We start from the raw sequence: 14,326 nt of genomic DNA, 5'->3' as shown, positions 1-14,326 counted from the left end.
AATATAAATTTTATATTTGCAACCAAAATAAATCTCATGAAATCACTGTCGCCCAAATTGGTTAACAAACGAATGCAGATGATGGTAATTATATGCTGACCTTTGAAAAAATAAATATCCACATATGAAACAAATAATCAACACAGTTAATGCACCTGCAGCAATCGGGCCTTACTCACAAGCTAATATGGCCAACGGAGTTTTATATATTTCCGGACAGATCCCTGTAGATCCTGCAACTGGTAAACTGGTAGAGGGAATTGAAAAGGAAACGCACCAGGTGATGAAAAACCTTGAGGCTATTCTTACTGAAGCGGGAATGACGTTTAAAAACGTAGTGAAAGCTACCATATTCCTTAAAAGTATGGACGATTTTGCAGTAATGAACGATATTTATGCTTCATATCTTGATGCAGACAGCTATCCGGCCCGTGAAACGGTACAGGTTTCCTGCCTGCCTAAGAATGTTGATATTGAAATTTCTATGATCGCACATCAGGATTAATGAATTTTATAAGAAATACAATTGCGGTTCTTGTAGGCCTTGGAATAGCCGGGCTGATTATTACTCTTGGTATAAGGGTTTTTCCGCAATGGATCACTTTCGAAGCTTTTGCTCCCTTTGAGCACTGGCAGAGATTTCTTTACAGCATGAGAGGCGATAACGCATTTTTCGGATTTCTGCTGTTTATTTCAGGGCTGGGAACAACGATAGGAGGAGTGGCTACTGCACTTATTGTAAAGTATGCTAAGGTAGCGTATGCTATTCTTATCGGTTTTATTATGCTGTTCATAGCCATGCTGGATGTTATTGTATTTCCATACCATCCTACATTTTATAAAATCTCTATTTTCCTTACGTTTTTCCCGTTTTCGTGGATTGGAGGAAAGATTGTAGAGATTATTTATGAACGGAATAAGAAAAAGAAGATCGCTGATAAAATGAACAAAACCAAATAAAAAAACGCTGCAAATCTGCAGCGTTTTTTTGTTGATATGAAAGACTATTGTCTGTATTGATTAAGGCATCTTGAATCCTTTGGTATAGATTCTTCCGTAGTCATCCACGAATTTCACCTGTACATTGCCCTGGTATTTATCCAGGATCTTTTCTACATCTTTCTGTGAATTGACAGGCTTACCGTTGATCTCTATAATGATATAGTTGTCCACGATTCCGATTTTAGCCATCTCGCTTCCTTCGCTTACATTTTTAGCAACGACTCCGCTGTTCAGCCCATATTCTGTTTTAAACTTTTCATTAAGAGGATCAAAATCTGCTCCTATTTTTTCCGTTACGCTTAAATCATCTTTAGTACGGGTGGTTGTTCCTCCTTTCTGGTCTTTAAGGGTCACCGTAGTTGTGTTTGGCTTACCGTTTCTCAGATAAGTTACCTGAACCTTATCACCCGGACGCTTACTTCCGATAGACATGGAAAGGTCGGCGAAGTCCGTAATATCATAAGTGTCTATTTTAGTAATGATATCTCCTTTTTTCAGACCTGCATCTTCAGCACCGCTGTTATCCCCGAATCCGGTTACATAAACTCCTGAACCTGCTTTGATGTTTGTTTTATACTGCTGGTTGTAAGCAGCTACCTGCTGGTCATTAGAAAGGTCTAATGATGAAACTCCTAAGAATCCTCTCTGTACGATTCCGAATTTCTTGATATCTTCAACAATTTTTCTTGCTAAATTAGCCGGAACAGCAAATCCGTAACCCTGGTAATATCCTGTAGTAGACTGGATTGCAGAATTGATCCCGATTAGATCACCATTGACGTTAACAAGGGCTCCTCCTGAGTTACCAGGGTTAATCGCTGCGTCAGTCTGGATAAAGCTTTCAATAGGATTGGTAGCTTTGCCCTGGCCTCCCAGGATGCCAATTCCCCTGCCTTTAGCAGAGACAATACCTGCTGTAACAGTAGAGTTCAATCCCAGTGGATTTCCTACTGCAAGTACCCATTGCCCAACCTCAATATTGTCTGAATTGGCAAAATTTAAATAAGGAAGTCCTTTCTCTTCAATCTTAAGTAAAGAAATATCCGTGTTTGGATCAGTTCCCACAAGGGTAGCGATGTAAGACTTTTTGTTGCTTAAGACCACTTCCAGTTTATTGGCTCCCGCAACAACGTGATTGTTGGAGATGATATATCCGTCCGGTGAAATGATTACACCGGATCCCATCCCTGATGGCATATTGTCCGGAGCCTGCTGCTTCTGTCTCTGTTGTCCTCTTCCTCCGAAAGGATCTCCGAAGAAGAAATCAAACAGATCCTGCTCTGAAGCTCTGCTCGTTGATCTGCTCTGGTAATTTTTGATGGTAACAACAGCCGGAACTGTAGTTTTTGAAGCCTTTACAAAATCATCGCCTACAGCTCCGGTATTCATTCCTACAAATGAGGCATTAGGGGCTGCTGCTGTGAAGTAAGACTGGTCACCGTTATTGGAATGCTGACCGAAGTATTGTAGTGTCCCAACGGTAGTAGCTCCTGAGACAATTCCCACTACTGCAAATGGTAATAGTTTTTTTAAAGTACTCTTCATTGTATATCTTTCTTTTTTATTTATTGATTGTTATTTCTTGTTTTCTCGCAAACAAATTTAATGCTAAATAAGTAAGCAATTAACATGCTATGTTTCAATTTTAACTAAAATTTAACTGCTATTATATCATTTTATACATTATGTCATAATTTTAAAAGGTGTATTAACTAAACTTAAAAAATTATTAAAGAAAAAATGTCACATTTTGCAGGCCGGAAGGAAATAAATTATGTTTTTAAGGTACAACAATTAATCCAAAATCATTCATAGCCATTCTCATACTCTTTATTACTGCTCACATGTACATCCTATTCAAATGAAAAATGATTATATTTGCAAAAATATTTTTCTCACTTAAAACGTTTATAGCATGCAACTGTATAACACCTTAAGCGCAGAAGAAAGAGCTCAACTTATTGATGAAGCTGGTAAGGAACGCCTTACGTTGTCTTTCTATGCGTATGCCAAAATTGAAGATCCCAAAAAATTTCGCGACGAATTATTTATAGCCTGGAATGCCCTTGATGCTCTTGGCCGTATCTATGTTGCCCATGAAGGTATTAATGCTCAGATGAGTGTTCCCGCGGATCAATTTGAGGCTTTTCGCAATACGCTGGAGGCTTATGACTTTATGAAAGGAATCCGTTTAAATGTAGCGGTTGAGCAAGATGATTACTCTTTTTTAAAACTGACCATAAAAGTCAGACATAAAATTGTTGCAGATGGTTTGAACGATGATACTTTTGATGTTACCAATAAAGGAATTCATTTAAAGGCTCAGGAATTTAATAATTTGCTTGAAGATCCGAATACAATTGTTGTTGATTTTAGAAATCACTACGAAAGTGAAGTAGGTCACTTTGAAGGGGCTATTACTCCTGATGTGGAAAATTTCAGAGAAAGTTTACCGATTATCAACGAGCAGTTACAGGATTTTAAAGAAGATAAAAACCTGTTAATGTATTGTACAGGTGGAATTCGTTGTGAAAAAGCCAGCGCTTACTTCAAGCATCAGGGTTTTAAAAATGTTTTCCAATTAGAAGGCGGAATCATTGAATATACCCGACAGATTAAAGAAGAAGGGATAAAAAGTAAATTTATTGGAAAGAACTTTGTATTTGACCACCGGTTAGGGGAAAGGATTACAGATGATATTATTGCGCAGTGCCACCAGTGTGGAAAGCCTTGTGACAATCATACGAACTGTGCTAACGATGCCTGCCATTTATTATTTATTCAATGTGATGAATGTAAAGCTGTGATGGAAAACTGCTGCTCTACAGAATGTTTGGAAATCATACATTTGCCTTTGGAAGAGCAGTTGAAATTAAGAAAGGGATTACAGGTAGGAAATAAAGTTTTCAGAAAAGGAAAATCTGATGCACTGAAATTTAAAAAATCAGGTGACCTTCCTGATAAGCCTTTAGCAAAAGCTGAAACAAAGAATATCCGTCAAAAAATTGCCATCAAGAAAGTATTGGTTGGAAAGGCAGAACATTATTATACAAAATCGAAAATCGGACAGTTTTTAATTGAAAACAAAGAACTTTCAGTAGGTGATAAGGTATTGATTTCAGGCCCGACCACTGGTGAGCAGGAATTGACCATTACTGAACTTTTTGCAAACGGAGGTCCCTGTGAAACGGCAAAAAAAGGAGATCAGATCACTTTTGAACTTCCTTTCAGAGTTCGTTTATCAGATAAAATATATAAAATTCTTTAAGTTGTAAAACGCCTGATAAAGATGTTAAAAGCAGAACTTAGAAAAAAATATATGCAGAAAAGAAAAGCCTTGTCAACTGATGAGGCTTTCTTGTTATCTGAAAAGATTTTTGAAAACTTTGTTGATTTTTTTAAACCGGTTTCAGGTCAGAATGTCCACATTTTCATTTCGATCGAAAAGTTTAAGGAAATAGATACTCAACTATTCATTAACTATTTTTTAAGCCGGAATATCAGAGTTTTTGTGCCTAAAATTGTCGATGCGAAATTAATATCCGTAGAGATTTTTAAGGATACAAAATTCGAAACGAATCATTGGGGTATTTCCGAGCCTGTTTCTAATGAAGATTCCGGCATTTTAGATTTTAACTGGGTGATTACGCCATTGCTGTATTGTGATAAAAAAGGAAACAGAGTAGGCTACGGAAAAGGATTTTACGATGCTTTTTTTGAAATGATTCCTTCTGAAACAAAAAAAATCGGAGTTAATTACTTTAACCCCGATGAAAATATTGATGATGTCTGGGAAAATGATATTCCGCTGGACTATTTGGTGACACCTACTGATGTACTGTCTTTCTTTAACGGATCTGAGTAAAAATCTAAGAAATAAAATTTGAATTCTTTTTTGATCATTGGGGTAGAAAGCAAAATATATTGAGCATTTTTCTCAAAAGTTCCCAGGGATTTATTTTTTGAATCAAAATATTCCAGATTGAATTTCGCATAATCTAAAGTATCCTTTTTATAGAATTCTTTGTAAACATTCAGATTATTTACTTTCACCGATTTTACTTTAAGGCTGTCCAGCTCGTGAAACAGTTTTTTGAATGTAGTAGAATCGGGTTTATGAAAATAGCTTTCCATCTGTGAATAGATCACTGTGTCAATCTCTGTATTCCTATTTCCAGACAGGTATAATGTAGAAAGATCAAGAAGTTCCTGTACTTTCTGCTTGGTGATGGAATTAATCGCCTGCATGCTGTCCATTTGTACGGCAGGATAGCTTTTTACGTTGGTGCTGTTTCTTAATTTATCCAGATCACTTACTTCCGTCTTTTTATTATTACAGGAAATAAATGCTAAAAAAAGTACTGTGAAAATTAAAAACTTATTTATTTTCTTCATCTGTGGATGCGATTTTAAATTTAATAGATATTATTTTTCCTTTACTGTCCTTTTTCATCTCTATAACATTAAGGTTTTTCAGAGAGGTAGTAGGTGTTGTTACCAGCGTAATGTATTTTTGCTTGTCAAGCCTTTCTATACCATACGTTTTATTGTCGTATACCTGATAGATAACCGCACTGTTGCTGATCAGGTTTTCCAGTTGATTTCTTTTCTGTTTGATCAGGGCTACCTGTTCTTCAGGATTACCTCCTTTTACATCTTTAATGGAGAAGTAATAGGCAGCCATCTTGTAGTCATCCGGTTTCAGTTCAATCATTTCCTCATCCGGAGCATTTTCCAGATTCCTGTTGACTTCCAGGTATTCATAGAAAGGAGCGCTGATCTGCATTTTGATGTTTTTATCCTTAGTAGAATAATAAAAGCATTCCCCAGGCTTTAATTTATAGAGAAGCGGAGATTCATTTGTTTTGATTATCTTTATTTCAAGAGTATTGATGACAGAAACACCTCGGTCTTTATCAATAAAACAGTATTTGTAAGTTTTCGAAAATATTTGATCTTTAAATCCTAAAACTCCGGTAATGGCAATTAAAATTGAAGTAACGATAGCCCAGGCATTTTTTTTAAGCAAATTTTTTCTTGCTGCAGATGGTTGTATTTCTGTTTGGGTAGCTGTTGATGTATTTTGTTTAACTGTTTGATTTTCAGTATTTGATTTTTGTAAATCAATATTTTCCTGAGGCTGGTATTCAGTTTTTGGTAATTCAGGAGCCGAAGAAACTGTTTTTTCTAATTCTATGATTTCTTCCTGTTCAAGATCTTCATTTTCCTGCAGTAATTCTCCTGCAAAAAGATGTTGTTTCTTGAAGTCGTACCATGAGTCGTATCCTGCATAAATACTCAATAAATTGAGCATATCGATCCTAGGTAATTTGGTGACCGGAGAAGTTTTGAAATAAGTGTAAAATGATTTTTCACTGATGTTGCCTTTAGCTTTTTTGCGAAGGTCTTCCTGGAAATATATAATATCTATCCCTTTCCATTTTGAAATATCATCATGGGAAGAGTTGGATTCTTTTAAAAATTCAGTCTGAACATCTTTTTTTAGCTGTTCAAAATGTAATAGATCTAAATCTGTCAATTTTATTAAATAATTAAATTGTTGATTATCAGTATTGTTTTTTTGTAAAACTATTTTACAAAGGTATTACAATTATTTTTCATAAACAACTTTTGTATCTGGTCTACCTTTGTCTTGTTCAAATAACAGAACAGAAGAAATTTATAAAAAACAATATTAACAAAATTAAATTTAATTTATTATGAAAAAGTCGTTATTCGTAGCTGCTATCGCTGCAATCTCTCTAGTTGCTTGTAAAAAAACTGAAGCTACTTCTACTGAAGGAGCAACTGATTCTGCTGCTGCTAACGTAGCTGATTCTGCTGCTGTAGTTACTGATTCTGCTGCTAAAGTAATTGATTCAGCTGCTAACGTTGCTGTTGATGCTACTAAAGATGCTGCTGCTGCTACAACTGCTGCTGGTGCTGATGCTGCTAAAGCTACAACTGAAGCTGCTGCTGACGCTGCTAAAGGTGCTGCTGATGCTGCTAAAGGTGCTGCAAAAGATGCTGCTAAAGAAGTTAAAGACGCTGCTAAGAAATAATTCTAGCATAAGCTTAACAATAAAAGAACCGTTTCACCCTGTGAGACGGTTTTTTTATGCTTTATACCTTAACCTCTCTGTCATTGCGAGCCGAAGGCAAAACAATCTCATCGGGCTAAATACTAAAGTCTTACCCCTTCTTTTGTCTCAACGACTCATAACAGGTAATGGCTACTGCATTGCTCAGGTTCAAAGAGTCAATACTTCCTGCCATCGGAATCAGCGTATTTTTTCCTTTTCCAACCCAGAAATTACTTAATCCGGAATGCTCGGTTCCGAATAAAACGGCAGAACGCTGTTTGAAATCTCTTTTATAAAGATCTTCAGCGGTCTCATCCATAAGAGTAGTATAAATATTGAAATTGTTTTTCTGTAAGAATTCAAAGGTTTCTTCATTTTCAGCATCATACACTTCCATTCCGAAGAGACATCCCACACTTGAGCGTATCACATTAGGATTATAGAAGTCAGCTTTTCCATCTGCAACAATTAGAGCATCAACTCCGAAAGCCTCGCAGCTTCTCAGGATTGCGCCAAGGTTACCGGGTTTTTCTACACCTTCTACAATGATGATGGTAGAATTTTCTTTGGGAATAAATGATGAAAGGAGATTTTCTTTAGTTTTATAAATTCCGATAATTCCTTCAGAGCTCCCCCTATACGCTATTTTTTCATATACCTTTTCACTTACATAATGGATCCTGCCTTCCGGAAGTTTTCCTTTAAAGATATTTTCACAGATAAAAAACTCGACAGGTTCGAAATCATACTGCAAAGCTCTTTCATTTTCCTGCTGTCCTTCAACCACAAAAACTTTTGATTTTTTACGAAACCTATTATCAGCCAGAAGCTTGGTGATGTTTTTTATTTTATCGTTTTGAAAACTTTCTATCAACATGCTACAAAATTATGTAAAATTTGTGATTACGTCTGCCTGGTTTTAATGAAAAGGTTTTTTCCAGTAATTTGAAATGGTATTTTATTCCTGCATTTATTGTAGATAACCAGAGCTATGATGAGCAAAATGGATAAAATTTTAAATAAATTTCCATACATATTGCCTGAAACATTTTCTGAAACATTAAATATTTCCCAGTAGAGATTCATGAAAAGATGAAGAAAAATTGCTGTCCAAAGATTAAAATCAGTTTCAAAATAAACCCATGAAAAGAAGACTGAACCTAAAAAGGTAATGAGAAATATTTCAGTAAGCTCTGTGAAGCTGCTGCCCTGGTATAAATGCACATGGGCAAACAATAATGATCCGAATAAAGCAGAAGTAATAAATCCCAGCCTGGTAAATCTGTATAGAATCCCTATAAGAAATGCTCTGAAAATAAGTTCTTCAAAAAAAGGGGATGAAATGCTGTTAATGAAGAGGGATTGAAAACTAATACTTTGTACCAGCTTAAAATAGATAAAATAGCCGGCTAGCATGGGAAGTGTGCCCATAAAAGCTATGGAAAAACCTTTTAGAATGGGTTTGTTGATTGAAAAAAGGGTGGTAATATTCTTCTCCGGGAATATGATTTTTAAAGTAATGATAAGTGGGAGCATTGTGATACAGTATGCTGCAACATGGGCGACAGCTCTGCTTCCGGATAATTCTTTAACGAAAATCTGAATACTTTTAAAATAAAAAAGATCAACGAAATAGTAGACAGAAAACCCCAGAATAAAAAAGAAGAAGAAGGAAATAGTTTTGTTCATTGCTTATAATTTTGAACAAAAATGAAGATTACAGTAAGGCTGGTCAAATGAAAGTGATGAATGACAAAAGAATGTGACGGATAGCAAATATCAGACTTTTAAAGGTCTTAATTTTGGAATAATCAACGAAATAAAGCTTCTTGAAACGGGGATCTCAAAATCATCAGAAAGAAAAAGTCTGTAGCCCTGTGCATTTCCTTTAAGACTTTTGACCTGATTTAAATTAACAATATAGGAGCGGTGACATCTTTTTACAGAATCTGTCTGAATCTGATTCAAAAGGTTTGAGAGGCTTATTCTGACTACAAGTTTTTTTACCTGCCCATTTTCCGAAAAATAGATCGAACAGTAGTTTTCCATAGACTGTGCACAGATGAAGTTCTCTTCATGAATCTGCAAATCCGTATTATTTGCAGATATATTCAATACTTTATTGAGTGTGGCAACGATTGAATTAGCATGACCTGCAAGCTGCTGGGAAACCTCTTCTGCAGTTTTTTCGTGGATTGTTTTTAAATAGATATACCTCGACAATATATAAATAGTTGAAATTGGAATTCCCAGGGCCAGACAATACAGAAACATATAGAGATAGTTGCTAAAGCTCAGCGTAACATGACTTATGAACAAAGTATTGTAAAAATAAGATAGGATAGAGGCTGAAAGAAGAATACCTGCCATCTTCAGCAATTCGGAGCCGATGTTCCAGTCTCTGAAACGAATAATACTAAGTTCTGCAGCAAAAAAAGCTGATCCAAATATAATGGAGTAAGGGAAAAGCAACAGGTATTTATACTGATGCCGGAAGTTTTCCGTTCCAAAAGGCTGAAAAACAATCAGGAATATATAGATTAAAAGGCCGGCAGTAATTGATGAAAGCAGGATCTCCTTATAAGATTCAGATTTTGGATAAGAATATGCTGCAAAGGAAAACATATAATAATCTTTGGAATTTAATTTTTAAAATTACTTAACAATTGGCATTCACGCCTTTTTTGGGAAACTGCGGGCAGTACCAGGGATATCGCAAAAATAACAACGCTGATGATTAAAATGATATGATTCTTTTCAAGTCATTAGTTTTCCGTTTCCAGAAAGTTACCGTTGTCAATAAGGCTTTGAGGCAGGTCTTTCTTGTTCTTGATTCCTAAAGATTTCAGTTTCTGCGTCTGGATGACCAGGTTGTCGTTTCCTGTAGAGAGCTGCTTGTAAGCATCGTTGTATACATTTTTAGCCTGATCAAGATTTTTCCCGACTTTCTCAAGGTTTTCGACAAATCCAACGAATTTATCATACAGCTTTGCTCCACGATCAGCGATTTCCATAGAGTTTCTGTTCTGGTACTCACGTTTCCATAGATCTGCAATAAGCTTTAATGAAGTAATCAGGTTGCTCGGGTTCAGCAGAAGGATTCTTCTTTCATAAGCAAAGTTCCAAAGGTTCTGGTCTGCCTGCATAGCGGCAATATAAGCTGGTTCACTGGGAATGAACATCATGACGAAATCCAAGGACTTTCCATAATCATCATAGGCCTTCTGGCTCAGCTGAAGGATGTGATTTTTGATAGACCCCAAATGCTGGTTAAGCTTCATCGCATAAACATCCTGGTCATTCTCATCCACCAATTCTGTAAAGGCTGTCAGAGAAACTTTAGAGTCTATGATTACATTTCTTTCATCCGGATATTTTATGACAGCATCAGGACGCATTTTTTTACCGGAAAATTCGGAAAACAGCGCTTTGTTGTCTTCATCGCGAAGTTCATGCTCAAGGAAATATTCTCTTCCTTTTACAAGCCCGGATTTTTCAAGAATACTTTCAAGGATCATTTCTCCCCAGTTCCCTTGGGTTTTGCTTTCTCCTTTTAAAGCTCTTGTCAGCTTTTTCGCGTCTTCTGAAATCTGCTGATTCAGCTCAGCAAGCTCTTTTACTTTTTCTGCCAGAGAGAAACGTTCCTTATTTTCCTTTTCATAGGCTTCATTTACTCTGTTTTTAAGGTCGGTGATCTTTTCCTGGAAAGGTTCAAGAATGTTTTTTAAATTATTTTGATTTAAAGTCGTGAACTTTTCCGTCTTTTCCTCTAAAATTTTGTTGGCCAGATTTTCAAACTGAAGTTTGGATTCTTCCTGAATCTTGGTGATTTCTTCCTTTTGGTTATCAAGAGACTGTTGTAGGCTGTCATTTTTAGCAGAGAGTTCAGAATTTTTAGCAAAAATATGCTGCTTCTCCGAGATAAGAGTTTCTATTTGCGAGGTTTGCTTTGCATTAAGCTGTTTCTGCTCTGAAAATTGTGCATTTAAAGAAGCGTGTTCGGCAGAAATTTTTGCGTATTCATTTTTCAGATCATTCAACAGGTCGGTCTGCTGCTGGTTCTGCTCCTTTTCTTTGTTGATATTTTGGCTCAGCTCCTGGACTTTCAGATTAAGATTTTCCAGGTCTGAATGATTTTTGATATGCAGATTATTCAGTTCATCATAAGAATTTCTTGAAACCGTAGACGATTTTAAAACAAAATATAAAATAACGGCTCCCAGAATTCCGCCGGTAATAAATCCAATAAGTAAATAGGTCATCTCCATGTTTCAAAATTACAAAAAGAAAAATTGATTTCTTTTACGGGAAACCGTTAAAATTTTTTAGAATGGGTTGGTAGTTATTATTTATAATATTCAATATCTATCATATGAATCTGGAAAGGCAGATTATTTTTTAATAAGATTAATTTATCGGGATTTTTGTGCTTGTCTTTATGAGATGTCTGAAATCTGTAAGCAATGGTTTGGGCACTCAATAGATCTTTTACATCATACCCTGAAATAAATCCTTCTTCATTGTAATAATAATCGACAAATGAATGGCTTTTAAGTTGACCGCTCTGATTGTCATAAATCATGCGTTCGTTGCTTTTTATTCTTAAAAGTTCATTATACCTATATTTATCTTTTGATACCAGCCTGTTCTGTAAGTCATACAGGTCGATGAGATATCCGCCCTTTTGATGAGTAATTTTTGCTCTGAGCCTGACTTCTCCATCTCTGCTTAAAGAATACCCTGTTTTTAAACCGTTTTTAAACTCATACTCGGTAATTTGCCGGTCTTTATTGCTTTGATATGATTCTTTTGTAGCATTTCCATCTTCATTATAATAACGGGTTTTCACAGAGATTAAGGAATCAGCAGGTTTATCTTTTATGGAATCGCTGTATATTTTGATTGTAAGTGAACGTATTTTTCCCTTATATCCTGAATTAATGATTTCAGGGTGTTTTTTATTTTGAGCTGTACAAAAAATACTTAGATAAAATAAAAACAAGATGCTAAGGTTTCTTTTCATTTTGAGAGATAGAATGTTTCTGCTTATTAAATATGATAAAAAAGTGAGTCCGGAAGACTCACTTTATATTTGTTGATCAGATTATGGAGTGATGGTAATCGGATCTGGAAAAGGTTCAAGAACCAATGGTTTACACATTGCGGCTACTTCGCATCTTCCACCCATACATATATAATTAGTCATAGTGGTGGTGCCGTCAGGACATCTGATCATGGCTTCACCAGGGCATCCTCCCGGGCATTGTGCCGGATATAAATTTCCGCCGAATACTTCTTTCAGTTCTGTTCTCGAAAGTTTTGATACGTTCATTTTTTTCATGGAATTAATTTTTTGATGGTTTTAATTTGTATTAATCTGAAAATGAACCTCTAAGATAATAAAAAAATAAATCACGATGGAGTTACATAATGATTTATTTTAGATAGATGTTTAAAGAAAAATGTTTTCTATGGATTCTCTTTAGATATTTCTCCGTGATGTTTTAAATACAAAGGCAATGCGGCAGATCCGTACCAGGGGAAGATTTCATAGCCGAAGACCCCGGCCTGTACTGCAGGATCAGTTTTTACCCATTGCTCGGCTTCTTCTTTGGATTTTGTATTGAAAATAAACATACCGCGGTAGTTTTCTTTGTTTTGTTCAAGGAAAGGTCCGGCCACCACAATTCTTCCTTCGTCAGCCAGCTTTCCGATGTTTGCCATATGGCCTTTCATCAGTTCTCCCATCTTGGCTTTGTCATCAACTTTTGTAGGGCCGGTAGTGAGCATCACGATCGTATAGGGTTTCATTCCGTATTTATCAGCACCGAGAGATGTTGCCAATTCCTGGTTGAATTTTGGTTTTTCTGTTTTCTTTTCCTGGGCAAAAGATAAAGCTGCCACTAAAAGAGTGAGGGATAAATAAATTTTTAATTTCATAGTAATGCTTAATTATAAGTAAAATATCTGAAATCTGATGTCCATCATCTGATATCTAAATTTAATCTTTTATTCTTAAAAATTCTTTAGCAAGCTCAATCATTTTAGGATCGCCGGTATATTTACCATGCTCATCGGAAAGTTTTACTGTAGCAATCCATTCCTTATTCGGTGCTTGTACTCCGATCAGTTTCATGACGATATTCATTGGTTTTAACCCGACGTCATTGGTAAGGTTGGTCCCAATCCCGAACGATACGCCTATCTTTCCTCTGCAGTAATTGGTGATTTCTTCTACTTTTTCCAGGTTCAAAGCATCCGAGAAGATAATGTATTTAAATAGAGGGTTGATCCCGTTATTGATGTAGTGGGCTATTGTTTTATCTGCAAATTCCAATGGGTCACCGCTGTCATGACGTACGCCGTCAAACAGTTTGGCAAATTTCTTATCGAACTGCTGGAAGAAAACATCGGTAGTATAGGTATCTGAAAGTGCGACTCCAAGATCGCCTCTGTAAACATCCACCCAATGCTCAAGGGCCATTTCATTGGCCATTTTGAATCCATATTCAGCGGCATGGAACATAAACCATTCGTGCGCATGGGTACCAATTGGTTTCACTCCGTATTTCATGGCAAAATGAACATTGGAACTTCCAATAAAAGTTGATTCTTTACTATGCGTTAAAGCTTCCATTACCAGATTCTGTACCTTATAAGAATGTCTTCTTCTGGTTCCGAATTCTGCGAAATTTACCCCTAATCTCGCCAGTGAATCTGCTTTTTCCAGTGTTCTGTTCATAACGATCTCATTGGAATCTCTTTCCATATGATTCATTTCATAATGAAGCTCGCTGATTAAAGCAAGAAGAGGAACTTCCCAAAGAATGGTTCTGTACCAAAGTCCTTCAACGGTTACGGAAAGCTCACTGCCTTCCTGGCGTATTTTTACTTCAGACGGATCATAATGATAACCTTCTAAGAAATCCAGATAAGGGAGATCTATATATGGACAGGTTCTTGCCATGAATTTTTTTTCCTCCTTGGTCAGCTTTAATTCTGCCATTTTATTGACCGCTTCTTTTAAGGCAACATCAAAACCTTCCGGAAACTGATGCTTTCCTCTGTTGATGAATTCATATTTTACAATGGAGCTTGGAAATAATTTTACCACTGCATTTTGCATCGTTATTTTATAGAAATCGTTATCCAGAATAGAGTTTAATCGAACGTCGTGCATAATATGTGTAATTTTAACGCAAATATAGTTATTTAAAATAAAAATCGCCTAAATGTAAGAC

The 14,326-nt window shown here is 36.0% G+C and carries 16 protein-coding genes; 5 read left to right on the top strand and 11 right to left on the bottom strand.

Translation table 11 applies throughout. The features are described 5' to 3' along the window. Positions 1-124 precede the first annotated feature (124 nt). Both V6R96_RS01145 and V6R96_RS01140 read left to right on the top strand, forming a co-directional pair. Positions 125-505 (top strand): RidA family protein, encoded by a 381-nt coding sequence (locus V6R96_RS01145; protein ID WP_062700765.1) that lies wholly within the window; start codon positions 125-127, stop codon positions 503-505. After that, positions 505-960 (top strand): hypothetical protein, encoded by a 456-nt coding sequence (locus tag V6R96_RS01140; RefSeq protein ID WP_111957020.1) that lies wholly within the window; start codon positions 505-507, stop codon positions 958-960. The genes V6R96_RS01145 and V6R96_RS01140 overlap by 1 nt, the downstream gene beginning before the upstream one ends. Positions 961-1,020: 60 nt before the next feature. Here V6R96_RS01140 and V6R96_RS01135 read toward each other — a convergent pair whose 3' ends face one another. Continuing rightward, complete coding sequence (locus V6R96_RS01135) at positions 1,021-2,547, bottom strand: trypsin-like peptidase domain-containing protein (RefSeq protein WP_111957022.1); 1,527 nt, start codon at positions 2,545-2,547, stop codon at positions 1,021-1,023. Between the two features lie 370 nt (positions 2,548-2,917). Here V6R96_RS01135 and V6R96_RS01130 point away from each other — a divergent pair, with 370 nt between their 5' ends. Then, on the top strand, positions 2,918-4,270 hold the full coding sequence (locus V6R96_RS01130) for a rhodanese-related sulfurtransferase (RefSeq protein WP_336377743.1): 1,353 nt from the start codon (positions 2,918-2,920) through the stop codon (positions 4,268-4,270). Between the two features lie 21 nt (positions 4,271-4,291). Then, a complete protein-coding gene (locus V6R96_RS01125; RefSeq protein WP_336377742.1) occupies positions 4,292-4,867 on the top strand; it encodes a 5-formyltetrahydrofolate cyclo-ligase in 576 nt (191 codons plus the stop codon). Here the strand turns inward: V6R96_RS01125 and V6R96_RS01120 are convergent. Continuing rightward, a complete protein-coding gene (locus V6R96_RS01120; protein WP_336377741.1) occupies positions 4,816-5,397 on the bottom strand; it encodes a hypothetical protein in 582 nt (193 codons plus the stop codon). The genes V6R96_RS01125 and V6R96_RS01120 overlap by 52 nt on opposite strands. Further along, positions 5,381-6,541, bottom strand: coding sequence for a hypothetical protein (locus V6R96_RS01115; protein WP_336377740.1), 1,161 nt, complete (start codon positions 6,539-6,541; stop codon positions 5,381-5,383). The genes V6R96_RS01120 and V6R96_RS01115 overlap by 17 nt, the downstream gene beginning before the upstream one ends. Positions 6,542-6,722: 181 nt before the next feature. Here V6R96_RS01115 and V6R96_RS01110 point away from each other — a divergent pair, with 181 nt between their 5' ends. After that, entirely contained in the window at positions 6,723-7,064 is a 342-nt protein-coding gene (locus V6R96_RS01110) for a hypothetical protein (protein WP_111957032.1), read from the top strand. A 130-nt stretch (positions 7,065-7,194) separates the two neighbouring features. Here the strand turns inward: V6R96_RS01110 and V6R96_RS01105 are convergent, their stop codons facing one another. The 8 genes from V6R96_RS01105 to pncB all read right to left on the bottom strand — a co-directional run bounded on the left by V6R96_RS01105 (position 7,195) and on the right by pncB (position 14,265). Continuing rightward, entirely contained in the window at positions 7,195-7,962 is a 768-nt protein-coding gene (locus tag V6R96_RS01105; protein ID WP_336377739.1) for an RNA methyltransferase, read from the bottom strand. 26 nt (positions 7,963-7,988) lie between these two features. Next, entirely contained in the window at positions 7,989-8,774 is a 786-nt protein-coding gene (locus tag V6R96_RS01100) for a CPBP family intramembrane glutamic endopeptidase (RefSeq protein ID WP_336377738.1), read from the bottom strand. Positions 8,775-8,864: 90 nt separating this feature from the next. Further along, complete coding sequence (locus V6R96_RS01095) at positions 8,865-9,710, bottom strand: LytTR family DNA-binding domain-containing protein (RefSeq protein ID WP_336377737.1); 846 nt, start codon at positions 9,708-9,710, stop codon at positions 8,865-8,867. Between the two features lie 140 nt (positions 9,711-9,850). Next, the gene (gene rmuC / locus V6R96_RS01090; RefSeq protein WP_407934739.1) at positions 9,851-11,353 is read right to left on the bottom strand and encodes a DNA recombination protein RmuC; all 1,503 of its coding nucleotides are present in this window, start codon (positions 11,351-11,353) and stop codon (positions 9,851-9,853) included. Between the two features lie 77 nt (positions 11,354-11,430). After that, complete coding sequence (locus V6R96_RS01085; protein ID WP_336377735.1) at positions 11,431-12,108, bottom strand: hypothetical protein; 678 nt, start codon at positions 12,106-12,108, stop codon at positions 11,431-11,433. Positions 12,109-12,189: 81 nt separating this feature from the next. Beyond that, complete coding sequence (locus V6R96_RS01080; RefSeq protein WP_336377734.1) at positions 12,190-12,426, bottom strand: hypothetical protein; 237 nt, start codon at positions 12,424-12,426, stop codon at positions 12,190-12,192. 128 nt (positions 12,427-12,554) lie between these two features. Beyond that, positions 12,555-13,025: a YciI family protein gene (locus tag V6R96_RS01075; RefSeq protein ID WP_336377733.1), complete on the bottom strand. Its 471-nt coding sequence runs from the start codon at positions 13,023-13,025 to the stop codon at positions 12,555-12,557. 61 nt (positions 13,026-13,086) lie between these two features. Beyond that, positions 13,087-14,265 (bottom strand): nicotinate phosphoribosyltransferase, encoded by a 1,179-nt coding sequence (pncB, locus tag V6R96_RS01070; protein WP_223558225.1) that lies wholly within the window; start codon positions 14,263-14,265, stop codon positions 13,087-13,089. Positions 14,266-14,326 lie beyond the last annotated feature (61 nt).

Origin of the sequence: Chryseobacterium sp. CCNWLW53 (assembly GCF_037083525.1) — a bacterium.
Taxonomy (GTDB): domain Bacteria; phylum Bacteroidota; class Bacteroidia; order Flavobacteriales; family Weeksellaceae; genus Chryseobacterium; species Chryseobacterium lathyri.
The sequence above is the reverse complement of the archived record's forward strand: the minus strand, read 5'-3'. Positions and strand labels throughout refer to the sequence as shown.